20 protein-coding genes are annotated in these 22,620 nt (G+C 32.7%); 13 read left to right on the top strand and 7 right to left on the bottom strand.

Annotated features, from left to right (window positions below):
* The first annotated feature begins 6 nt into the window (after positions 1 to 6).
* From KFV12_RS04640 to fabI, 5 genes are all read left to right on the top strand, one after another.
* The gene (locus KFV12_RS04640) at positions 7 to 804 is read left to right on the top strand and encodes an NAD kinase (RefSeq protein ID WP_254257413.1); all 798 of its coding nucleotides are present in this window, start codon (positions 7 to 9) and stop codon (positions 802 to 804) included.
* Positions 801 to 1,661, top strand: a complete 861-nt coding sequence (locus KFV12_RS04645; RefSeq protein WP_254257414.1) for an RluA family pseudouridine synthase — start codon at positions 801 to 803, stop codon at positions 1,659 to 1,661. The genes KFV12_RS04640 and KFV12_RS04645 overlap by 4 nt, the downstream gene beginning before the upstream one ends.
* Before the next feature lie 25 nt (positions 1,662 to 1,686).
* The gene (gene mgtE / locus KFV12_RS04650; RefSeq protein ID WP_239242274.1) at positions 1,687 to 3,063 is read left to right on the top strand and encodes a magnesium transporter; all 1,377 of its coding nucleotides are present in this window, start codon (positions 1,687 to 1,689) and stop codon (positions 3,061 to 3,063) included.
* A 9-nt stretch (positions 3,064 to 3,072) separates the two neighbouring features.
* Positions 3,073 to 4,911, top strand: a complete 1,839-nt coding sequence (locus KFV12_RS04655; RefSeq protein ID WP_254257415.1) for a monovalent cation:proton antiporter family protein — start codon at positions 3,073 to 3,075, stop codon at positions 4,909 to 4,911.
* Positions 4,912 to 5,064: 153 nt separating this feature from the next.
* Complete coding sequence (gene fabI / locus KFV12_RS04660) at positions 5,065 to 5,838, top strand: enoyl-ACP reductase FabI (protein ID WP_111714398.1); 774 nt, start codon at positions 5,065 to 5,067, stop codon at positions 5,836 to 5,838.
* 28 nt (positions 5,839 to 5,866) lie between these two features.
* Here fabI and KFV12_RS04665 read toward each other — a convergent pair whose 3' ends face one another.
* Together KFV12_RS04665 and KFV12_RS04670 are read right to left on the bottom strand one after the other, a co-directional pair.
* Positions 5,867 to 6,376 carry a YjcG family protein gene (locus tag KFV12_RS04665; protein ID WP_111714399.1) on the bottom strand — a complete coding sequence of 170 codons (510 nt, stop codon included), beginning with the start codon at positions 6,374 to 6,376 and terminating at the stop codon, positions 5,867 to 5,869.
* Positions 6,377 to 6,420: 44 nt separating this feature from the next.
* Positions 6,421 to 7,143, bottom strand: a complete 723-nt coding sequence (locus KFV12_RS04670) for an alpha/beta hydrolase (RefSeq protein WP_170122430.1) — start codon at positions 7,141 to 7,143, stop codon at positions 6,421 to 6,423.
* A gap of 92 nt (positions 7,144 to 7,235) precedes the next feature.
* Here KFV12_RS04670 and KFV12_RS04675 point away from each other — a divergent pair, with 92 nt between their 5' ends.
* A complete protein-coding gene (locus KFV12_RS04675) occupies positions 7,236 to 8,333 on the top strand; it encodes an AI-2E family transporter (RefSeq protein ID WP_254257416.1) in 1,098 nt (365 codons plus the stop codon).
* Positions 8,334 to 8,481: 148 nt separating this feature from the next.
* Positions 8,482 to 9,357: a UTP--glucose-1-phosphate uridylyltransferase GalU gene (gene galU, locus KFV12_RS04680; RefSeq protein ID WP_111714402.1), complete on the top strand. Its 876-nt coding sequence runs from the start codon at positions 8,482 to 8,484 to the stop codon at positions 9,355 to 9,357.
* Between the two features lie 37 nt (positions 9,358 to 9,394).
* On the opposite strand, the gene ltaA is transcribed toward galU, so the two are convergent.
* From ltaA to KFV12_RS04700, 4 genes are all read right to left on the bottom strand, one after another.
* A complete protein-coding gene (gene ltaA, locus KFV12_RS04685; protein ID WP_111714403.1) occupies positions 9,395 to 10,594 on the bottom strand; it encodes a lipoteichoic acid biosynthesis MFS flippase LtaA in 1,200 nt (399 codons plus the stop codon).
* Positions 10,572 to 11,741 (bottom strand): diglucosyl diacylglycerol synthase, encoded by a 1,170-nt coding sequence (locus KFV12_RS04690; RefSeq protein WP_254257417.1) that lies wholly within the window; start codon positions 11,739 to 11,741, stop codon positions 10,572 to 10,574. The genes ltaA and KFV12_RS04690 overlap by 23 nt, the downstream gene beginning before the upstream one ends.
* Positions 11,742 to 11,882: 141 nt before the next feature.
* The gene (locus tag KFV12_RS04695) at positions 11,883 to 13,070 is read right to left on the bottom strand and encodes an ABC transporter permease (RefSeq protein WP_254257418.1); all 1,188 of its coding nucleotides are present in this window, start codon (positions 13,068 to 13,070) and stop codon (positions 11,883 to 11,885) included.
* A complete protein-coding gene (locus tag KFV12_RS04700; RefSeq protein ID WP_239242267.1) occupies positions 13,070 to 13,783 on the bottom strand; it encodes an ABC transporter ATP-binding protein in 714 nt (237 codons plus the stop codon). Before KFV12_RS04700 ends, KFV12_RS04695 begins: the two co-directional genes overlap by 1 nt.
* A gap of 124 nt (positions 13,784 to 13,907) precedes the next feature.
* Between KFV12_RS04700 and KFV12_RS04705 the strand changes: the two genes are divergently transcribed.
* From KFV12_RS04705 to KFV12_RS04730, 6 genes are all read left to right on the top strand, one after another.
* On the top strand, positions 13,908 to 15,404 hold the full coding sequence (locus tag KFV12_RS04705; protein WP_254257419.1) for a UDP-N-acetylmuramoyl-L-alanyl-D-glutamate--L-lysine ligase: 1,497 nt from the start codon (positions 13,908 to 13,910) through the stop codon (positions 15,402 to 15,404).
* On the top strand, positions 15,385 to 15,624 hold the full coding sequence (locus KFV12_RS04710) for a YueH family protein (protein WP_096076963.1): 240 nt from the start codon (positions 15,385 to 15,387) through the stop codon (positions 15,622 to 15,624). The genes KFV12_RS04705 and KFV12_RS04710 overlap by 20 nt, the downstream gene beginning before the upstream one ends.
* Before the next feature lie 11 nt (positions 15,625 to 15,635).
* Positions 15,636 to 17,198, top strand: coding sequence for a peptide chain release factor 3 (locus KFV12_RS04715; RefSeq protein WP_111714408.1), 1,563 nt, complete (start codon positions 15,636 to 15,638; stop codon positions 17,196 to 17,198).
* 78 nt (positions 17,199 to 17,276) lie between these two features.
* Positions 17,277 to 18,050, top strand: a complete 774-nt coding sequence (locus tag KFV12_RS04720; RefSeq protein WP_111714409.1) for a TerC family protein — start codon at positions 17,277 to 17,279, stop codon at positions 18,048 to 18,050.
* A 76-nt stretch (positions 18,051 to 18,126) separates the two neighbouring features.
* Positions 18,127 to 19,653, top strand: a complete 1,527-nt coding sequence (locus tag KFV12_RS04725) for a S1C family serine protease (RefSeq protein ID WP_254257420.1) — start codon at positions 18,127 to 18,129, stop codon at positions 19,651 to 19,653.
* A gap of 32 nt (positions 19,654 to 19,685) precedes the next feature.
* On the top strand, positions 19,686 to 21,029 hold the full coding sequence (locus KFV12_RS04730) for a TrkH family potassium uptake protein (RefSeq protein WP_111714411.1): 1,344 nt from the start codon (positions 19,686 to 19,688) through the stop codon (positions 21,027 to 21,029).
* A 58-nt stretch (positions 21,030 to 21,087) separates the two neighbouring features.
* On the opposite strand, the gene KFV12_RS04735 is transcribed toward KFV12_RS04730, so the two are convergent.
* The gene (locus KFV12_RS04735; RefSeq protein ID WP_254257421.1) at positions 21,088 to 22,605 is read right to left on the bottom strand and encodes an ATP-binding protein; all 1,518 of its coding nucleotides are present in this window, start codon (positions 22,603 to 22,605) and stop codon (positions 21,088 to 21,090) included.
* Positions 22,606 to 22,620: the final 15 nt, after the last annotated feature.

Genomic DNA, 22,620 nt, shown 5'->3' on the forward strand with positions numbered 1-22,620 from the left:
GAGAGAATGCGCTTTAATATATTGTCTAAAGGTGATTCAAAAAGCAATGCTTTAAAACAGAAAATGATAGGATTTATGAAAGATTTTAATATGACTGAAGATGTTGAAACACCCGAAATCGTTATTTCTGTAGGTGGGGATGGTACATTATTACAAGCCTTTCATACATATAGTCACCGATTGAGTGAAACAAGTTTTGTTGGAATACATACAGGACATCTTGGTTTTTATGCAGACTGGCTACCGCACGAAGTTGAAAAATTAATTCTTGCTATAAATAATGATTCTTTTCAAGTCATAGAATACCCTTTAGTTGAAGTTATTGTTAGATATGAGGAAGGAAGACCTTCAAGATATTTAGCCCTTAATGAAGCAACAGTGAAAACACACAATGGAGCAACACTCGTAGCTGATTTGTTTATCCGTGGGGATCAATTTGAACGTTTTAGAGGAGATGGTTTATGCATTTCGACACCGAGTGGATCTACTGCATATAATAAAGCACTCGGCGGCGCATTGATCCATCCTTCATTAGAAGCGATGCAAATAACAGAAATAGCATCGATTAATAATCGGGTGTTTCGTACAGTAGGATCTCCTTTAGTATTACCAAAGCATCATACTTGTAAGGTTGTTCCAGCTAATCCTAGTACTTTACAACTTACTTTTGATCATCTGACAGCAGATCATAAAGGTGTGGCTTCGATACAATATCGTGTTGCAGATGAGAAAGTTCGTTTTGCAAGATTTAGGCCTTTTCCATTCTGGAAAAGAGTTCATGATTCTTTTATCGCAAACGATTGATTCAAATTAGATACACGATTAAAGAAGCCACAACTGTAAAAATATTTTTACAAAGTCAGCGTTATAGCAAGAAATCATTAAGCGCCATTAAACAAAATGGCGCTTTACTTGTAAATAATCATGCTGTAACTGTTAGAGCAAATATATCTCAGGATGATACATTAACTGTGCGACTTCCTGAGGAAATAAGAAGTCCATACTTAATAACAAATCACATTCCAATTGAAATATTATATGATGATTCTTTTATGATCATAGTAAATAAACCTAGTTTTATGAACACAATACCTTCTCAATTACATCCACATAATAGTTTATTAGAAGCAGTATATGGATATCTCGAACAAAAATTTGATAACAGTGTGCTTCATCCTGTTAGCAGGCTTGATAGAAATACGAGTGGTATTGTAGTATTTGCTAAACATCAGTTGATTCATCATTTGCTGACGAATGAAATAGAGAAACATTATTTATTAATATGTCTTGGTGAAATGAAGCCTAAAGGTAATATTTGCATACCGATTGAAAGAAGTGACACTTCAATCATCACCAGGCAGGTTAGTGTCTATGGTCAAAATGCTCGAACTGAATATCAATTACTTCAATATAATAAATTCATGAATATATCATTGGTAAAAGCACGTCTACACACAGGTAGAACACATCAAATACGTGTCCATTTTTACACATTAGGACATTCACTGATTGGTGACACATTGTATGGGAATGACAAAAAAATCGATAGACATGCACTTCATGCTAACGAAGTCCGATTTAAACATCCAATTTACGGTAATCAAATAAATATAAAGTCATCATTACCAAAAGATTTAAGTCATTTTTTTGATATGTTATAATAAATTGTATTTTGGAGGTGAGATTATGTCAGAAGAAGAAGTTGTTTTAGAAGAAGAAATGTATAACAAAGAAGCATTAGATGAACTATTGTTGAGTGGTGATATAGACCAGTTTAGAGAAGAATTCCTCGAACTTCATACATATGATCAAGGTGAGTATTTCACCGAGTCCAGTGATGAATATCGAGATAAAATTTATCATTATTTATCTCCAAAAGAAGTTGCAGAATTTATGGAAACAACTGAAATGGAAGATGATGAATATGATCACATCTTTGAAGAAATGGACGCACGTTATGCAAGCAGCATGTTTGAAGAGATGTCTTTCGATAATGCAGTTGATATTTTAAAGATGCTACCAAAGACGAAGATAGCGAGTTTGCTTCTGCTCATGGAAAAAGAGACAGCAGGTGAAATCAAAGCACTGTTACATTACGAAGAGGATACAGCCGGTGGTTTGATGACAACTGAATTTATTTCAGTATCTTCACTAAGCACTGTGCGTGAAGCAATGATTCAATTGAAGGAACAAGCACCTCAAGCGGAAACGATTTACTATATCTTTGTGCTGAATGAAAAGAAACAACTTGTCGGCGTAATCTCTCTTAGAGATCTCATCGTTGCAGAAAATGATGAATATATCGAAGACATAATGAATGAGAGAGTTATTAGCGTGAATGTTGCTGATGATCAGGAAGATGTCGCTAATATTATGAAAGACTATGATTTCTTAGCGATTCCTGTTGTAGATTATCAAAATCATTTGCTTGGTATCATTACTATCGATGATATTTTAGACGTTATTGATGAAGAGGCAAGTGAAGACTACTCAAAACTTGCCGGGGTAAGTGATATTGATTCTACAGATGATTCTATGTTTGCGACAGCCCGTAAACGTCTGCCATGGCTTATGGCATTAACTGTTATGGGAATGATCACAGCATCAATATTAGGACAATTTGAAGATACATTAAGTAAGGTCGCTTTACTTGCAGCATTTATTCCGCTTATCGGTGGGATGGCAGGTAATTCCGGTACACAAAGCTTAGCCGTTGTAGTTCGTGGTATTTCAACAGGCGAGATTGATGAACAAAGTAAGTTTAAATTAGCATTGCGAGAAGCGGGATCGGGATTTATTACCGGGTTAAGCTGCTCAGTTATGTTATTTATTATCATTTGCGTATTATATAAAACACCAGTGCTCGGGTTGATTGTCTGTTTTAGTTTAACGATTGCAATGACGGTAGCTACATTAGCCGGGGCAATGGTTCCTTTAGTGATGCATCGATTAAAGATAGATCCTGCTGTTGCCAGTGGTCCATTTATATCTACTACCAATGATATTATCAGTATGTTAATCTATTTCGGATTAGCAACCACTTTTATGAGTTATTTAACTTAGGAGGAAAAGATGGGAAATCATGCAGAATTATTATCACTCGTAATTGTTGTCGTTTGTGCTTTCTTAACACCAATATTACTAAATCGATTACGTATTAATTTCTTACCGGTAGTTGTCGCAGAGATATTGATGGGTATTATCGTAGGAAAGTCTCTATTTAACTGGGTAGATCGTACAGCGATGTTAAATATGTTATCAACTTTAGGATTTATATTCTTAATGTTCTTAAGTGGTTTAGAAATTGATTTTAAAGCATTTAAATCATCACCGAAACAGAAAAAAGCAAAACAAAAAGAACCAAACCCAATTGTAATCTCATCAATTATATTTACCGGCATTTTGATACTGTCGATTATTGCAGCTTATTTATTTAAATGGACGGGTATTATAGACGATGTATTATTGATGGTCATTATTATTTCTACCATTTCTTTAGGTGTGGTAGTACCTACCTTAAAAGAAATGAATATTATGCAGACTACAATTGGACAAATCATATTGTTGGTAGCAGTAATCGCTGATTTAGCCACAATTTTATTATTAACCTTATATGGTACGCTTTATGCTGAAGGCGATTCACCGATTTGGTTAATTGGCATATTAATCGTATTTACCGGATTATTTTATATTACCGGTAAGAATTTCAAAAAAGCGCCATTCCTGGAAAAACTGATGGCAGGGACCACTCAAATTGGAATTCGTGCAGTATTTGCCTTAATTATTCTGCTCGTTGCACTTGCAGAAGGTGTAGGTGCTGAAAATATATTAGGCGCCTTTTTAGCAGGATGTGTTGTGAGTCTTCTAGGTCCAGATAAAGATATGGTTAATAAACTAGATTCTTTTGGATATGGCTTCTTTATTCCGATGTTCTTTATTATGGTAGGTGTTGATTTAGATATACCAGCTTTATTTAAAGATCCTTCAGGATTAATTGTTATTCCATTCTTATTAATTGCATTCTATTTAACTAAAGTCATTCCGATAGCAATATTAAAAAAGTGGTATGATACTAAAACAGTTATTGCGTCTTCATTCTTACTGACATCAACGCTATCACTTGTTATCGCTTCGGCAAAAATCGCTGAACGATTAGGTACAATTGATGGTGCTACAAGTGGTACTTTAATATTAGCAGCTGTAATCACTTGTGTCATTGTTCCTATATTATTTAAGAAGACTTTCCCGGTTGCAATTACTGAAGAAAAAACGATTAAAGTGGCATTTATCGGTAAGAACCAGTTATCAATACCTGTCGCGCAAAGCTTTAAATCAGATTTATATTTACCGACGTTATTCTACTTAAAGAATAATGTCGATAAAAGAACGATTCAGGATCTGGAAACAATTGAACTTGATGAATATAGTTACGAGGCATTATCTGCATCTGGTCTGTTTGATTTTGACATTGTTGTTTGTTCGGCGAATGATGAATCAATTAATAGAAGTGTTGCAGAAATGGCGAAACAAGAAGGCGTACCACGTGTAATCTGCCGTTTAGAAACATTGCAGGAAGACGATAAGTTAACTGAAGCAGGTATTGAAGTATTCAGTGAATTCCAAAGTACAAAAACGTTATTAAAAGGTTTAATCGAATCACCAAACATGTTAAATCTTTTATCTAACGTTGAAACTTCATTATATGAAATTGAAATGTTAAATACAAAATATCATGAGATGCAATTACGTGAATTCCCATTTTCAGGTGATATTATCTTTGTGCGAATATTACGTGGAAATGATTCTATTGTGCCACATGGTGAAACGGAACTTCACTTTAAAGACCGATTAATTGTTACTGGTGAAAGAAACTATGTAGATGAAATAAAACGTGAATTAGAATTATTTTAAGTATCAACAATCTGGCCATGTCCCATAGAGACATGGCCAGATTGTTTTTTGTTTAAAGGAAAGATATGATTCGCTTTTTTTGAGTAATGATTTATGTTATAGTTAAATAAATTAGTACTAGATACTAGAAGTTGCATATAAAGGAGAACGATGATGTTAAATTTTAAGGATAAAGTTTACGTGATAATGGGGATAGCGAATAAAAGAAGTATTGCATATGGGGTCGCACAAGTTTTAGATGAAGTTGGCTGTAAACTTGTATTTACGTATCGTAAAGAAAGAAGTAAGAATGAATTAGAGAAGTTGCTACCTAACTTTAAGAATAATCAGAATGCAGAAATGATACAATGTGATGTACAGAGTGATGATGATGTTGTTAATGCATTTAAACAAATTGGAGATAAATTCGGACGAATTGATGGTGTATTTCATTCTATCGCGTTTGCAAATATGGAAGATTTGCGTGGTCGCTTTATCGATACGAGTCGTGAAGGATTTTTGCTGGCTCAGGACATCAGTTCATATTCATTAACAATTGTCGCTAGAGAAGCTTCAAAGTTAATGCGTGAAGGTGGAACTATCGTTACAACAACATATATCGGCGGAGAATTTGCTGTTCCTAACTATAACGTAATGGGTGTAGCGAAAGCATCGTTAGAAGCTAACGTTAAATATTTAGCATCTGATTTAGGACAAGATGGTATTCGAGTTAATGCAATTTCTGCGGGACCAATCAGAACATTGAGTGCCAAAGGTGTCGGTAGCTTTAATACGATACTAAAAGAAATTGAAGCGCATGCACCATTAAGAAGAAATGTTGATACTATTGAAGTAGGTAAAACTGCATTATATTTATTAACTGACTTATCAAGTGGGGTTACTGGTGAAAATATTCATGTAGATGGTGGATATCATATCGTTGGATAAAAATAAAAAAAGCCGAAATGGCTTTTTTTTATTCCCCTAATTTAAATGTTTCTTTTACATTCCATGTATCATTATCTAATTGATAACATAAACTAATCTTATCGATAACTTCAGAGTGTGTAACATCTTTCATTGATAATTGACCTTTTAAGTCTTCGAATTCCTGCGAAGAAAAACCCTGTCCAACTGTAAAGTGTGGCACGAATGGATATGTGTTCGTACCATAGAATGAACCATCATTCAATAATTCGAATAACTTAACGAGATTTTCATTTGGATTAACTTTTAAATAGATGATATTTTGAGTAGGTGCAAAATCTGATACTTTTTCTACGTTAATTTCTACTGGTTGTATAGTTTTTGCTACCTCTTTTAATTTATCAGTAACAGCGTCAATGTCATGATCATCTACCTCAAATGCTTCTTTAATCGTAATATGTGGTGTGATTAACGCATAATGAGAATCATAGCGCTTACGATACTGATTGATTTCATCCTGATATGCTTTTGATGGGTATAATACAATGCCTAGTTTCATAATGAATCCCCCTTTTTTTCTGATAATTCAATTATATCAGAATTTCAAATTAAGTAATAATTTAAACATTTTTCTATTTCTTTTTGCCATGTTTTCCATGTGTGTCCACCGTCCAATTCATCATAATAATGTGAAATATTATTATCTATTAGCACTTGATGTAATTGTCTAATTGGTGTTAAAAAATCGGCATAATCTCCAGTCAATAGTTTAAAATAATCTTCCTCTTTACCTACAATTAAATAGAGATTCAATTCGCTTTTTCTTTCTTGGGAAAGATTATTTATTTGATTTAATATTTTATCTGTTATCATTGGAGAGAATAGACAACATTTTGAAGTTAGTTCAGAATATTCTATAGCAAGTGTTAAAGAGATACTAGCTGCTAAACTATCTCCGATAACAATCGTATTATTTTTATCATGCACGAAATTAAAAGTGTCTTGTATGTAATCCAGCAATTCTTGAGACACAAATTTCTGGAATTTTTCACGGTGAATACCTTCTGGATGATATTCATCTTTTCTCTCATCAACATTATTATAATGTACGAAAAGAAATACTGAAGGGTTATCAAAATCATCTTTTAAAGTTTCATATTTACGATGAATTCTTCCTATCTGACTTAAATCCTGTCCATCAAAACAAATAAACAATGTGTGTTGTACGAATGGAGAGTAATCTTCTGGAAAGTATATGCCAAGTTTTACTGTTCTATTTAAATGTTCACTATTCATAGTAAATGGTGTTATAAGACCATTTTTCATCATCATCAACTCTTTTCATATAATTATTATTTTAAATTAATAATATCATTATTTTTGGGTATAATAGACTATATCATTTCTAGGAGGACATTATGACAAAAAAAGTGTGGTTTAGATTTGGGGTTGCATTATTATTATCATTTCTAATCATCAAGTATTTTTTAGAAATTAATCATATTTTTTACCCTATAATAGTAATTGTTAAGTCGATTATCTTACCTTTATTACTAGGCGGTTTTCTTTACTATGTAACTGTTCCATTTCAGGATAAACTGGAGAAGAGATATCATCTCAAGCGATGGCAGAGTTTAACAACAATTATGTTAACACTCGTTATATTAACGGGTCTATTTTTATCATTTGTTGGACCAATTATTATGAAACAGGGTAATAATTTTGTAGATAATTTTCCAACAATCCAAAAAGAATTTCAATCTTATGTTAATATCGCATTAGATCAACGTGAAAAACTACCAGAAAACGTTAAGGATGGTATCAATAATGGGATTGAAAAATTAAATAGTTTTTCAGGAAAAATTGTTTCAAACGCATTTTCATTTATCACTCAGTTTATTTCGACTTTATTTCTAATTATTTTAGTACCTTTCTTCTTAATTTATATGCTTAAAGATCATGATCGTTTTATTCCTTTTGTTGCTGCACCATTTTCAGGACGAAGAAAATTATTTGTCGTTAATTTATTTAAAGATATCGATAAAACGTTAAGATCTTACATACAAGGTCAAGTTACTGTTAGTGTTATCCTTGGTATTTTATTGTTGATAGGTTATCTAATCATTGGATTAGACTATGCATTGATTTTAGCGATGTGGGGTATGGTGACGAATTTAATTCCATTCTTAGGACCATACCTTGCAATAATTCCAGCAATAATCATTGCTTTAATACAAGATCCGGTAATGGTCGTGTATGTCATCATCATTATGTTTGTTGCACAACAATTAGAAGGAAATGTTATTACACCGAATATTATGGGTAAATCTTTAAATATTCATCCGCTCACAATTATTACTGTTATTTTAGCAGCTGGTAATTTGGGAGGATTTATGGCAATACTTGTTGCTGTTCCAACATATGCAGTCATAAAAACAATTGTACGCAACATCTATATGCATCGTCAGGACATAACTCATGAGGCAGTTAAATCTGTAAACGAACATCAGAAATAATATTACTTAATAGAAAGATAACCATTTATTTGGTTGTCCTTTTATTATTTATAAATTCTTAATATTAATCCTTGATTAAAGTATGTTAAACTATAATAGATTGAATATAAAATAGAAAATTTAATTTGAGTAAAGGATGGTTTCTCATATGTCAAAAGTTAGAAAAGCTGTCATTCCAGCTGCTGGTATCGGCTCGAGATTTTTACCTGCTACTAAAGCAATGCCAAAGGAGATATTACCGATTTTAGACAAACCGACAATTCAATATATAGTTGAAGAAGCAGTTGCAGCAGGTATTGAAGATATTATTATCGTAACTGGTAAGCATAAACGTGCGATTGAAGATCATTTTGATGCCCAAATGGAACTGGAATTTAACTTAGAAGAAAAAGGAAAGTATGATTTACTAGAGAAAGTACAGCATTCAACGAATCTAGCGAATATCTTTTATGTGAGACAAAAATCACCACAAGGATTAGGTCATGCAATTTGGACAGCGAAACAATTTATCGGTGAAGAACCTTTTGCTGTCTTACTCGGTGATGACATCGTTGATGGTGAAGTACCGGCAATTAAACAACTGATGGATGTTTATGATGATAAACAAAAATCAGTAATCGGTGCTAAAACTGTTTCATATGAAGATACAGAACGATACGGTATGATTGAATCCAAATCACAGGATGGCCGTTTATATGAGATCGATACTTTAATTGAAAAGCCGAAATTAGGAACGACAGATTCTAGATTAGCAATTATGGGTCGCTATGTTTTAACACCAGATATATTTAATTATCTTGAAGAACAGAATATTGGAGCAGGTGGAGAAATTCAACTTACAGATGCAATTGCTCGTGTTAATGAAGATGATGAAGTATATGCGTATGATTTCGAAGGTGAACGTTATGATGTTGGAGATAAAATTGGATTTGTTAAGACAACAATGGAATACGCGATGCGTTCAGAAATGAAAGATCAACTTATTCCGTTTTTAGAAGATCTCGTTAAGAAATACAAAAATTAATTACCAAGCTAATAAAAATTAAAACAGAGCTGATTCATTAATGATCAGCTCTGTTTTTCTGATGATGCATTCTTAAAAAATAAATCCCGTAAAATAAGGCAAGACTTAAAAATAAACTAGCTGAAGTAAATAAAGTAAAATTAGTATTATGAAATACTTCAGTAATTATGCCTGCTATAACAGGTCCAAGCATGGTGCCAATGCCTTGCAGGGAATTAAATACACCCCATGATTCCTCTTTCAATTTAGCTTCAACCTGACTCGCCATAAATGCATTCCATCCTGGTAATAATAAGCCGTAAAAGATACCGATAAGCACAGCTGCAATAAGTACCAGATAATAGTTATTGATTTGCGTCATAGTAAATATAGCAACACCAAAGATGACAAATCCAGTTAATATAACGATATGAGAATAAATTTTAGAAACTTCATCCATAAATTTTGAAATAAATAGCATTGATATCGTGCAACCAATACCTCCTGCAATTAATAGATAGGTATATTCAAGTGTTGTTACATGAAGGTGTTTAATTGCGTATATTGGTAATATAGGTACAAGCATACCTATGGCAAGTCCCTGTAAAACAATACCAGGAAATAATACTAAGTGTCGCATCATAACATGTTTAATGTGGGCAAATTGTGTCTTTATAGACTTCTTCTCAAAAAATGAGACTTCTACATGCACAAAAAAGTAAAGCAACCATGCAATCAAAACAAATACTGGCATGAGAAAAGTAAATTTTGTCGGATGGATTTTAAATATTAAGTTCATAACAATCATTCCAGCCATCATGCCGACTAACCATGCAAAATAAACATATCCCATCTGTTTTGACCGTTTTGTATCATCAATTGAACTTAACATAATGACCCAAATTGGACTTACAGCAATACCTGTCAGTATTGCCGCAATAATTAGTGCAATCGGGTTATTGAAGCATACCACTATAGATAAACCAAAAAATGCTAATAAAAATCCTAAATTTAAAACTTTCTTCGTACCAAATCTTTTTAACATAAATCCAATTCCAAAGTTTGTGAGCGAATCACTGATAAAGTGAAGTGTGATGGCAAAAGAAACAATACCAACAGTAATTTTTGAATTAGTTGTCGGCAATACTGGGAGATAGCTCAAAACATACATTCCACGTGCAAATTCCATTAAAAACAAAATCGAAATCATTAACCAAAAGTTTTTGCCTGTAAATCTACTTCGCGAAGAGTCTCGCATATAATCTCGCTTTCGATTGAATATCATTGTGGATTAGTGATTCGTTTAATATTTCGATAATAGAACTACAAATGTTTTGTGCAGAATTTGGAATGTAATCTTTTTTCATATTTTGAATTAAGCGTTCTAGCTCACGTTCATGATTTAATAAATCTAATGTGACATGAATTGTCTCAGCATATGAATGGGTAATACGAGCATAGCCTTTATTGCTAAAATAAACTGCATTTTCCCCTTCTTGTCCAGGTGCGGGATCAAAGAATACAAGGGGGATATGTTTACATAAACTTTCAGTAATGGTAATACCACCAGGCTTCGTTAACATGAGGTCACATGCTGACATCCATTCAGCCATCTCCTGCGTATAACCCATAACCAGTACATTTTTACCTTTAAAATGTTGTTGTAAATTGTTTACGAGTGTTTGATTCTTTCCACACACAACAACAAACTGGTGATTACTTTTATCAACTAATGCAGTAAGCATTTCTTTGAAACCATCCATTACCCCGAATGCACCTGCTACCATTAATAATGTCTTCTTTTCTGGATCTAGACCATGTTCAGTTAACCATGTATCTCTATCTACGGAAAAATTAAATTTTTCATGGATAGGTATGCCAGTTACGGTAATATTTGTAATAGGAACACCTACTGCAACTAACTCTTGCTTCAAATCTTCTGTCGCAACAAAATATTGTTCCGAGTCAGGTGTTATCCAGTTTTTATGTAGACGGTAGTCCGTAATAACTGTGCAAACTGGTGTATGAATTTTGAAATCACGTTTTAAAATGGATACAACAGGTGTAGGGAACGTTAAGAGAATTAAATCCGGCTTTTCTTTAATGATAAGATTGACAAGTTTATTCAATCCATAATATTTATAAAAGCAAGATTCAGTTCTCTCTGGTCTTGCATAGTAGAAATATTCATATGATCTTCTGAAATATTTATAACTATTAAGATAATATTTTTTAGCGATGCTATTGATGATAGGATGAGCTTCCTGAAACAAATCATGTTCAATTACAGTAACGTTCGGTAAGTGCATTTTATTAAATTGATTAACAAGTGCATTTGTCACTGAAATATGACCATTGCCGAAAGAACCTGTCAAAATCAGTATTTTTTTATTTTTAATCAGCATAATGACACTCCGATTCATTTGATTTATTGTAATGCTATCTTATTATCACATTGATGTGGTAATTTTTCTTGAAAATTACATAAAAATTACAATAATTTTGTTGATTCTTTACAAAACAATACTATTAAGTTAAATAGTACGTTATATGTTGCGATAACGTTTTAATAATGCGATGTTAAGTATCATTAAAAAGATGAACATAAAAATTAAAACAATTATATTAGGGATAATTTCAATACATTGTCCTTTTAACATGATACGTGATAAATTATCTGCACCAAACTTAAGTGGCATTATATAACTTATGATTTGTAAAGGTTTGTGCATATTCTCTATAGGTATAATACCACTAAACAGTAGTTGAGGTACAATGATGAGTGGAATAAATTGTATCATTTGGAATTCTGATTTTGTAAAAGTTGAGATAAATAAACCTAAGCTAAGCGCAACAAATGCAAGTATAATGTTACTGATGATGAGTAGCCAAATTGAACCTGCTACTTCCATTTTTAATACATATACTGCATATAGCACTAGCATAACAGTTTGAATTGTGCCAAACAAAGAGAAACCTAGCATATATCCTATTACAATCTCATATCTTTTGATTGGTGTTGAAAGTAACTTATTTAATGTACCAGTCGTGCGTTCTTTTAACAATGTAATTCCTGAAATTAAGAATGTAAAGAAAAAGATAAAGAAAGCAATCAATACTGGATTGATCATATCAAAGTAATTACTATTTTTATCGCCATAAATGTAGTGCGTCTTGAAAAGTACATCTTCATTAACAACTATCTGATTGTCTTTGTTATTAGTTTGTGGCAAATCTATGCCAATACGATCTAATAAAGGACCTAATTTTTTTAATTGATCTTTTAATTTATCCATCTGCTGATTAATATCTTCAAATTTCTGTTGCATATTATCAATAACAATTTGGGACTTTGAAAATTTTGTTTTAATTTTATATCCTTGTATTGCTGATTTTAACTTTATATTTTTGTTTGGATCTAGATTCGTATAATAAATTTCAATATCTTTTTTATTAGAAATAATAATGCCATCAAGTTTTTTATCTTCAATCGTATTTTTTAAATTTTTTGTCGAACTGATTTTGACGCGTTCTATATCATTCTCTATTAACTGTCGGTTAAGTTCTTCAGGAATATGATATATTCCAACACGTGCTTCTCCTTCATCAACTGTTTGAAATATATAATGAAGTAAAGTAAGTAACATAATAGGTGCTATAAATAAAAGCAGTAATGTCCGTTTGTCACGAATGATTTGGGTGATAATGCGTTGTGCGATTGTTAATATTTTCACTACAATTCACCTACTTTAATAAATATATCCTCGATTGTATCGACCTGATAATGTGATTTAAGACGAAGAGGTGTACCAAAACCAATCATTTCACTGTTATACAGCAATAGTAATTTATCACATGCTTCAGCTTCTTCCATTACATGCGTAGTAATGATGATTGTTGTACCGTTTCTATTTAAATCAATCAATGATTGCCATATTTTACGTTTTAATATCGGATCGACGCCAACAGTTGGTTCATCTAAAATTAAAAGTTGTGGCTGATGTAATAAACTGATTGCAAGTGATAATCTGCGTTTCATACCTCCAGAGTACTGAGCTACCCGCTTATTGAGATGTGAAGTCAATTCAGTAATTTTTGCTACATTATCAATTGCTGCTTGTAATTCTTTTTTATGCAATCGATAGAGTTTACCGAAGAATCTGAGGTTTTCTAGACCAGTTAAATCTTCATATAATGCGTCAGACTGAGCCATATAACCAATATTTCGTAATGAATTAAGATGCGGCATAAAATGATCATCTATCGTAACATTACCGCTATCACTTTTTAATATACCAAGTATACATTGTATAAGTGTCGTTTTTCCTGATCCAGAAGCGCCTACTATAGCTATACGTTCACCACTATTTACAGAAAAACTGATATCATTAAGTATTTTTTGATGATTAAAGGATTTTGAAAGTTGACTCACAATTACTTTTGACATAATAACCTCCCTTAATTTTATTTTTATTATACGCTTATTTATTTTGAATGAACATGTTTAACTTGTATAGGCGAATGTTTTAAAAAAGTGTATAATTAAGAATTGAACTAAAGGAGGTCACTGAATGGATACGAAAGAACTATTGAAAGTGATTAAAGCGAAGAAAATATATGGTCAATTTCCTCAACAAATTACTAATATTGTAGTAGATTCAAGACAGGCAAATGCAGATTCTGTATTCGTCGCAAGTCATGGATATACCGTTGATAGTCATAAATTCATTCCGAATGTCATTGCACAAGGTTGTAGAATGATTGTTGTTGATCATTTCATTGATGGATTACCTCAGGATGTTGGGCAGGTTGTTGTTAAGGACACACTTAAAGTTGCAAATATCTTCGGTCAATTTCTCATGGATTTTCCGAGTCAGAAATTAACGACATATGGTGTGACGGGGACTAATGGTAAGACAAGTGTTGCCACGATGATTCATCATATCTATAGAGCCTTACAAATTAATTCAGCTTATTTAGGAACAAATGGATTTCAGTATAACGAAGATGTCGCTAAAGGTTCTAACTCCACACCAGAGACAATAACATTAAATCAACATATTAAGGATGCATATCATAAAGGTGCTAAGGCAATGTCTATGGAGATGAGTAGTCATGGTCTGGCGCTTGGCAGAACAAATGGTGTTGATATTGATGCAGCAATATTCACTAATCTGACACAAGACCATTTAGATTTTCATCAGACGATGGAACGTTACGGATTTCATAAATCTTTATTGTTTGCTCAACTTGGCAATGATTATACTAAACCTAAATATGCTATTATCAATGGCGATGATGATTATTTATCTGAACTTATCATTGCTTCTCCTAGAGAGATAATCACATATGGAATTGAAAATGACTGTGATTTTAAAGCAGAGAATATACATGAAAGCTTAGAGGGCATCCAGTTTGATTTACAGACACCGGATGGCAAAGCACTAATTCGTTGCCCTTATATTGGTCGATTTAATGTGTATAATATGCTTGCAGCTCTATGTGCGATGTGGACACAAGGGCATGATATTGAGACACTAGCACAGGCTACTGAACGTTTAAATCCAGTAGAAGGTCGCCTGGAAGTTTTAGACAGAAATTTACCGGTTGATCTGATTATAGATTATGCACATACACCTGACGGTATGAATAAGTTAATTGATGCTGTTGAACCATTTAAGAAAGGAAAGCTTATTTTTCTAGTAGGTATGGCAGGTGAAAGAGATTTAACAAAGACGCCTGAAATGGGTGCGATTGCCTGTCGTGCTGATTATGTGATATTCACTCCGGACAATCCGGCAAATGATAATCCTAAAAAGTTAACAGATGCATTAGAGAAAGGTGTTACGCATAATCGATATATTTCTTTTTTAGATCGGGCTGAAGGCATACGTCATGCAATTGCGGTGAGCGAACCTGGTGATATGATAGTACTTGCATCTAAAGGTCGTGAACCATATCAGATAATGCCAGGTTATAAAAAAGTGCCGCATAGAGATGATTTAATTGGTCTTGAAGCAGCATATGAAAAATATGGGAGAGAAACGGATGAAAATAAGAACGAATAATGGTGAGTCATTACAATGCAAAGTATATATACATGAGAATAAAAAGGAAGAGACAATTCTTGTAAGTGTACCGGATATATTCTTTTCAATTCAATTTGATTATGATATTTATGGTGATGCATTAGTTGACCATCTGTATCATCATTTATTTAACATATTAGACGAAAAAGAAGCAAATCAGCTGGCTTTATCTATCGCCCAGTGGACAAGTGAAGTATAAGGAGTATAAATATGACATTAAAACAAGAAGTAGAAATAAGAAAAACGTTCGCCATCATCTCTCACCCGGATGCTGGTAAAACAACTTTAACAGAGAAGTTGTTATTATTCGGTGGTGCGATTCGTGAAGCGGGTACAGTTAAAGGTAAAAAGACAGGTAAGTTTGCAACGAGTGATTGGATGGATGTTGAAAAAGAACGTGGTATTTCGGTAACAAGTTCTGTTATGCAGTTTGATTATGATAACTTTAAAATCAATATTTTAGACACGCCAGGACATGAAGATTTCTCAGAAGATACGTATCGTACGTTAATGGCAGTAGATAGTGCGGTCATGGTAATAGACGTTGCTAAAGGTATTGAGCCTCAAACATTAAAGTTATTCAAAGTTTGTAAGATGCGTGGTATTCCAATCTTTACATTTATCAATAAGCTTGATCGTGTCGGTAAAGAACCCTTTGAATTATTAGAAGAAATTGAAAAGACTTTAGAAATTGAAACATATCCTATGAACTGGCCGATTGGAATGGGTCAATCATTCTTCGGTATCATTGACCGCAAAGAGAAAACGATTGAACCTTTCCGTGATGAAGAGAATACTTTACATTTAAATGAAGATTACGAACTTGTTGAAGAGCATGCTATTTCAAATGATTCTGCTTTCGAACAGGCAGTTGAAGAATTGATGTTAGTTGACGGTGCAGGTGAAACATTCGATAATGAAAAATTATTAACAGGAGATTTAACACCCGTGTTCTTTGGTTCAGCATTAGCGAACTTTGGTGTACAGAACTTCTTAAATGCCTATGTTGATCATGCACCGATGCCAAGTGGACGTAAAACAGAAGAAGGAGAAGTTGTATCTCCATTTGAAACAGATTTTTCTGGATTTATCTTTAAGATTCAGGCAAATATGAATCCTTTACACCGTGATAGAATTGCATTTATGCGTGTCGTGAGTGGTGCATTTGAACGTGGTATGGATGTGAAACTAACACGTACAGATAAAAAGATGAAAATATCTCGTTCCACATCATTTATGGCTGATGATACAAAAACGGTGAATCATGCAGTAAGTGGAGATATTATCGGTTTATATGACTCAGGAAATTTCCAGATTGGTGACACGCTCGTAGGGGGGAATCAAAAATTTAAATTTGAAAAGTTACCTCAGTTTACACCTGAAATCTTTATGAAAGTTAGCCCTAAAAATGTATTAAAACAAAAACATTTCCATAAAGGAATAGAGCAGCTTGTACAAGAAGGTGCGATTCAACTTTATAGAACACTGCATACGAATCAAATTATACTTGGAGCAGTTGGACAACTTCAGTTTGAAGTATTCGAGCACCGCATGAAAAATGAATATAACGTTGATGTCATTATGGAACCAGTTGGACGTAAAATAGCACGCTGGATTGAAAATGAAGAAGATATTAAAGATAGTATGAACGGAAGTCGTTCAATATTAGTAGATGATCGATATGGGAATAAAGTATTTTTATTTGAAAACGAATTTGCTACACGCTGGTTCCTGGATAAGTTTCCAGAGATTAAGTTATACAGTTTGTTATAAGCAGATTTACAATATAAAATGTATTAAAAGCGTATAATACAGTCATTAACATTATTATTAATGATACGGAGTGAGAAGATGGATATGTCAATATTGATAACGTACGCGTGGGTTGTAATAGTTCTTGTCGTTTTAGAGGGATTACTTGCAGCAGATAATGCGATCGTTATGGCAGTAATGGTAAAACATTTACCTGAAGAAGAAAGAAAGAAAGCGTTATTTTATGGATTACTCGGAGCATTTGTGTTTAGATTTGCGTCATTGTTTGCGATCGCTTATCTTGCTAAGTTTTGGCAAATACAAGCTTTAGGTGCTGCATACTTACTATTTATGTCGATAAAAAATTTATATGAATATTTTAAGACAGGTGATGCCACAAGTGAAGCTGAAGAAGCAGAACTAGAGAAATATAGTAAAAAGGGCAGTGGCTTCTGGATGACAGTTGCGAAAGTAGAGTTTGCAGACATTGCATTTGCAATCGATTCAATGCTCGCAGCGATAGCAATTGCTTTAACATTACCAGAAGTTGGACCACAATTTGGTGGGATGAACTTAGGACAATTTTTAGTGATGTTCACTGGCGGTATGCTAGGAGTAATTATTATGCGATTTGCAGCTACATGGTTTGTAAAACTTCTGCATGATAATCCTTCATTAGAAGCAGCAGCTTTTGCAATTGTAGGTTGGGTTGGGGTGAAGTTAGTCGTGATGGTACTTGCCCATGAATCAATTCATATCTTGCCACACGAATTTCCACACAGTATGCCATGGCAATTAACTTTCTGGGGCGTATTATTATTGATATTAGCAATAGGTTGGTTTAGTGGTAAGAAAAAACAATCAAATGCATAAAAAACTTGATATATCATATAAAACTTAGTGTATCTATATTATAATAGATACACTAAGTTTTTTTATGGAGGAAATCATGCAGCGTAAACATAAAATTGTCATCAAAAAGAAAAATTACAGTCGACCTAAACGATTGTTCTTTAAAGGTCAGAAAGTTAGAATGATTTATCCGTATTTACATAAAAAAGATAATATATTAGAAAAAATAGCACCAAAAGAAGATATTGAAATTGTGGATGATACAATAACAAAAAGTGACAAAGATAATCATATTAATGAAAATAAAGAATCACTGATCAACAGTAATTCAATTGCTACAGAAGAAGCGATTGATAAGGAAAATACTGTAGATGTAACAAAGCATATTGAGAATGAAGAAAGTCCTGAAACTAATGATTCCCAAAAACATGAAAATAATATAAACAAAACGTCTGAGGAAAATGAATTAGTAGAAGCATCTTTCAGTAGAAATGAGATAAATGACGATTTAAAAAATAGTAAAGAAAATCGTTCTTTTGGTTCACAACTGCCAAAAATTTTGATGGGTACACTTGCTGGAATATTGATCGGTATATTACTTATGAGCTTGTTTAATTCGAAGCCACAAGAAGTATCTAAACAATCTGAAGTTAAAACTTCTACAGAACAAGCAATTAAGAAAAATATTAAGAATGTGGTGAGTATTACAAATCTTCAAAAAGCTACTGATAGTGAGACGATAGATCCTGAGAGTGCAGTGAAAGCGCCTGAAGAGGTGGGGATTGGTACAGGTATTATCTATAAAACAGAAAAGAATTTAGCATATATACTAACAAACTATCATGTTGTCGGAAAAGCTAATGCAATTGAAGTGACTTATGAAGGAAAGAAAGAAAAAGCAAAGATGATAGGCTATGATGTCTGGACTGATATGGCTATTCTTACAATGCCTAAAGGTAATATAAACTCAGTTATTGAGATGACAAATAGTAATCATTTGGAACCTGGACAAGAAGTCATTGCATTAGGTAGTCCCTTAGGACAAATGTTTGCAGGAAGTGCATCTTCTGGAATTATATCTGGTTTATCACGTAATGTACCGGTAGACATTGATGGTGATGAGATTTATGATTGGGAAATGCATGTATTACAAACTGATGCTGCAATTAATCCAGGAAATTCTGGGGGTCCTTTATTAAATAAAGAAGGAAAGATGATTGGTCTGAATTCAATGAAGATTTCTATGGAAGGCGTAGAGGGTATTGCATTTAGTATTCCTGTGAACGAAGTAAAAAAAGTATTAAAGGAGCTTGAACAAAAAGGTAGTATAAATCGTCCAAAAATGGGTATTATGATTGAAGATGTGGGTACGCACAGCAACCCTAATGATCCTAACTCTCCGACTGATCAAACTGGTGTAGAAATTATGGAGATAGAACCAAACGCTTTAGCAGAGAAAAATGGATTAAAGTTAGGCGATATTATTAAAAAAATAGATGATAAAGAAATTAAATCTAAAATTCATTTTAGAAAGATTCTATTTAATGAAAAGAAAATTGGGGATACAATTACTTTGACAATCATTCGCAATGGTGCTGAAAAAAATATTAAAATTAAGTTATAAAATCTACATTGATTTAAGAAAGAAGTGAAATAATGAACAAGTTATTCCAAAAGTTAACACCACAACAAGGTATTGTGCTCTATTATCTTGTAGCAATATTCATTTCTTTCTTATTGCTCCGTATGCCATATGTACATCAACCAAACGTTGATATTAGTTACATTGATTCATTATTTGTTGCGGTGTCTGGTGTCAGTGTAACAGGTTTGTCACCTGTGTCTATTGCAGAAACTTATTCGACTTTTGGTCAGTGTGTCATCCTTGTCATTCTTAATCTTGGCGGTATTGGTGTTATGGCGATGGGTACTTTGCTATGGGTTATTCTTGGTAAGAAGATTGGGATGCGTGAAAGACAACTAATAATGGTGGATCATAATCAAAATAAGATGTCTGGCGTTGTAACAATGATTCTTGAAATTGTGAAGGCGATGTTATTTATAGAAATTCTGGGCGCCTTATTTTTAGCATTTTATTTCTATAAAGATATGGATTCAATAAAAGATGCATTATTCCATGGGTTATTCGCATCGATTTCTGCAACTACGAATGGTGGTTTAGATATAACAGGCGATTCACTTAATAGTTACGCCGACGATTATTTTGTACAAACAATTACGATGTTTCTAATTGTATTAGGGGCAATTGGATTTCCTGTTATTATTGAAATAAAAACTTATTTAACAAACAAAATTCCAAATTTCAGGTTTAGTTTATTCGCAAAACTAACGATTAGTACATATTTTTTATTGTTTATTGTCGGAACAGTTGTTATTTATTTATTTGAGTATAATAACGCTTTTAAAAATATTTCATGGCATAAAGGTCTTTTTTATGCATTATTTCAATCTTCAACAACTAGAAGTGCAGGTCTTACGACGATAGATTTAAATCAATTAACAGAGGCCACACGTTTTTTTATGGGGGGACTCATGTTTATCGGTTCTAGTCCAAGTTCAGTAGGAGGAGGTATTAGAACAACTACATTTGCGATACTAATTTTGTTTTTACTGAATTATAGTAATGGTAGAACAAACATTAAAGTATTCAATAAAGAAATTGATCCCATTGATATTCAAAGAACTTTTGCTGTAATGGTTCTTGCTACTATTATCTGCTTTGCAGGTTTATTATTTATATTGTTCTTTGAAAATGATAAATTCGATTTACTTTCAATTTTCTTCGAAGTGATGAGTGCTTTTGGAACTTGTGGTTTATCACTTGGTATAACAGGCGATTTAACAAGTGGTAGTAAGCTGGTCATTATGGCATTGATGTTTATAGGTCGTGTTGGATTAATCTCATTTATTATAATGCTCGGTGGTAAAGCAGAACCTGATAAATTTAGATATCCAAAAGAAAGAATTATGATTGGATAATCATATTTAATATAAATAGAAAAATATTTTGATAGCAAGAAAGACTAGCATTTGTTTGCTAGTCTCTTTTAATTTTATTATTATTTTGATCATATTCAGAAGGAATAGAGATTAGTGGCAGCTTAATAATAAATGTTGTACCGATATCTACTTTACTAATTACTTCAATTTCACCGTTATTTGCATCGATGATACTTTTAGAGACTGGTAATCCAAGGCCCGTACCAGTGACTTTAGTTGTGAAGAATGGGTTAAATAACTGTTTAAGTACTTCCTCATTCATGCCACTTCCATTATCTCGTATTGAAAGAATAGCTTGATTATGCGTGTGGTCCACCTTGATTTCAATGATCCCTTGTTTATGTTCCACCATAGCATCTTTTGCGTTTTGAATAAGGTTGATGATAATTTGTTTAAATTGGTCGACAGCTACATGAACTAGCGTTTGATGATTGGTATAGCTTTTTATCGTTCGAATGTTGTTCATCGATAAGTCATACTCTAGAAATGTTAATGTCTCTCTCACAATATCTCTTAAATCTACAATTTCTACATCAAGTTTTGTAGGTTTTCCGAGTAACAAGAATTGTCTGACTATTAAATTGATACGTTCTAATTCTGTTTTTACAATTTTAAAATATTGATTTTCATGTTTAGCATCATATTGCATTTCCAGTAGATCTACAAAGCCTTTAATAGATGTTAATGGGTTCTTTATTTCATGTGCAGTGTTAGCAGCAAGTTGACCAATCAATTCTTTCTTTTGAGAATTTATATCTGCAAGTAATAATTCACTTTCTTTCTGTGCTTTATAGCTATGATAGAAAAGTTGTAATGTCGCAATAAGTAATGAAAATACTAATGCTGCAAGTAGAACTTTTTCAAATACTTCACGATAAACATTCTTATTCGAATTGATTGTTAGATTCCAGTCAACTTTTAAAAATTTCTGTGATTCTTTTATATTAGTAAATACGGGGTGATTTGACTGAAAAATGATATGATCTTTAAAATCTGTAATCGTCACAGTATTATCTTTTTGAAGAGAGTCAATGACTGTACCAATCGTATTAATATCAATTTCTGCAACAACAAGATTACTTTTTCTCTCATCTGTAATATTTTTTGTAATGTAGACGACATTCTTATTCATATTATTTTTACGAACGTCACTAATCGCCACATTATTCAAAGTTCTTTTTTCAATATGATTGAAGAATTTCATGGATTCTATTTTTTTACCAATCATTGCTTCAGAATTTGAGTTGATAACCGTTGCTTTATAATCTAGAACATAAATATTGATGATACGGTGGTCACGATTTTTAAGCACTTGTATCTTTTTATCGATATTTACTTTATCTTTTTCATAGATAACAGTAGTAGCGACATTTTCAACTGCAGAAGTTGTTTCACTAAAAAACGAATCAACCTGTTCCGTATGTATTCCGATAGATTTCTTTATGTTTTCACGAAGATGTACTTCTTCGTTATGCGCTAATAAATACCATAATAATGCCGAAAATAACAATGTAATTATGATATTATAAATAACGTATTTTTTGATATTATTCATATATTTCTCCAATTT

The sequence above is a fragment of the Macrococcus epidermidis genome (assembly GCF_024205965.1).
Lineage (GTDB): Bacteria > Bacillota > Bacilli > Staphylococcales > Staphylococcaceae > Macrococcoides > Macrococcoides epidermidis.

Excerpts from the sequence above, each read along its gene's own strand:
- KFV12_RS04665 (WP_111714399.1), bottom strand. The coding sequence starts at position 6,376 with ATGAAACTAGGCATTGTATTATACCCATCAAAAGCATATCAGGATGAA.
- KFV12_RS04730 (WP_111714411.1), top strand. The coding sequence starts at position 19,686 with ATGAACAAGTTATTCCAAAAGTTAACACCACAACAAGGTATTGTGCTC.
- KFV12_RS04640 (WP_254257413.1), top strand. The coding sequence starts at position 7 with ATGCGCTTTAATATATTGTCTAAAGGTGATTCAAAAAGCAATGCTTTA.
- KFV12_RS04710 (WP_096076963.1), top strand. The coding sequence starts at position 15,385 with ATGAAAATAAGAACGAATAATGGTGAGTCATTACAATGCAAAGTATAT.
- KFV12_RS04725 (WP_254257420.1), top strand. The coding sequence starts at position 18,127 with ATGCAGCGTAAACATAAAATTGTCATCAAAAAGAAAAATTACAGTCGA.
- fabI (WP_111714398.1), top strand. The coding sequence starts at position 5,065 with ATGTTAAATTTTAAGGATAAAGTTTACGTGATAATGGGGATAGCGAAT.
- galU (WP_111714402.1), top strand. The coding sequence starts at position 8,482 with ATGTCAAAAGTTAGAAAAGCTGTCATTCCAGCTGCTGGTATCGGCTCG.
- KFV12_RS04670 (WP_170122430.1), bottom strand. The coding sequence starts at position 7,143 with ATGAAAAATGGTCTTATAACACCATTTACTATGAATAGTGAACATTTA.
- KFV12_RS04720 (WP_111714409.1), top strand. The coding sequence starts at position 17,277 with ATGGATATGTCAATATTGATAACGTACGCGTGGGTTGTAATAGTTCTT.
- KFV12_RS04705 (WP_254257419.1), top strand. The coding sequence starts at position 13,908 with ATGGATACGAAAGAACTATTGAAAGTGATTAAAGCGAAGAAAATATAT.
- KFV12_RS04715 (WP_111714408.1), top strand. The coding sequence starts at position 15,636 with ATGACATTAAAACAAGAAGTAGAAATAAGAAAAACGTTCGCCATCATC.
- ltaA (WP_111714403.1), bottom strand. The coding sequence starts at position 10,594 with ATGCGAGACTCTTCGCGAAGTAGATTTACAGGCAAAAACTTTTGGTTA.
- KFV12_RS04675 (WP_254257416.1), top strand. The coding sequence starts at position 7,236 with ATGACAAAAAAAGTGTGGTTTAGATTTGGGGTTGCATTATTATTATCA.
- KFV12_RS04690 (WP_254257417.1), bottom strand. The coding sequence starts at position 11,741 with ATGCTGATTAAAAATAAAAAAATACTGATTTTGACAGGTTCTTTCGGC.
- KFV12_RS04700 (WP_239242267.1), bottom strand. The coding sequence starts at position 13,783 with ATGTCAAAAGTAATTGTGAGTCAACTTTCAAAATCCTTTAATCATCAA.
- KFV12_RS04655 (WP_254257415.1), top strand. The coding sequence starts at position 3,073 with ATGGGAAATCATGCAGAATTATTATCACTCGTAATTGTTGTCGTTTGT.
- KFV12_RS04735 (WP_254257421.1), bottom strand. The coding sequence starts at position 22,605 with ATGAATAATATCAAAAAATACGTTATTTATAATATCATAATTACATTG.
- mgtE (WP_239242274.1), top strand. The coding sequence starts at position 1,687 with ATGTCAGAAGAAGAAGTTGTTTTAGAAGAAGAAATGTATAACAAAGAA.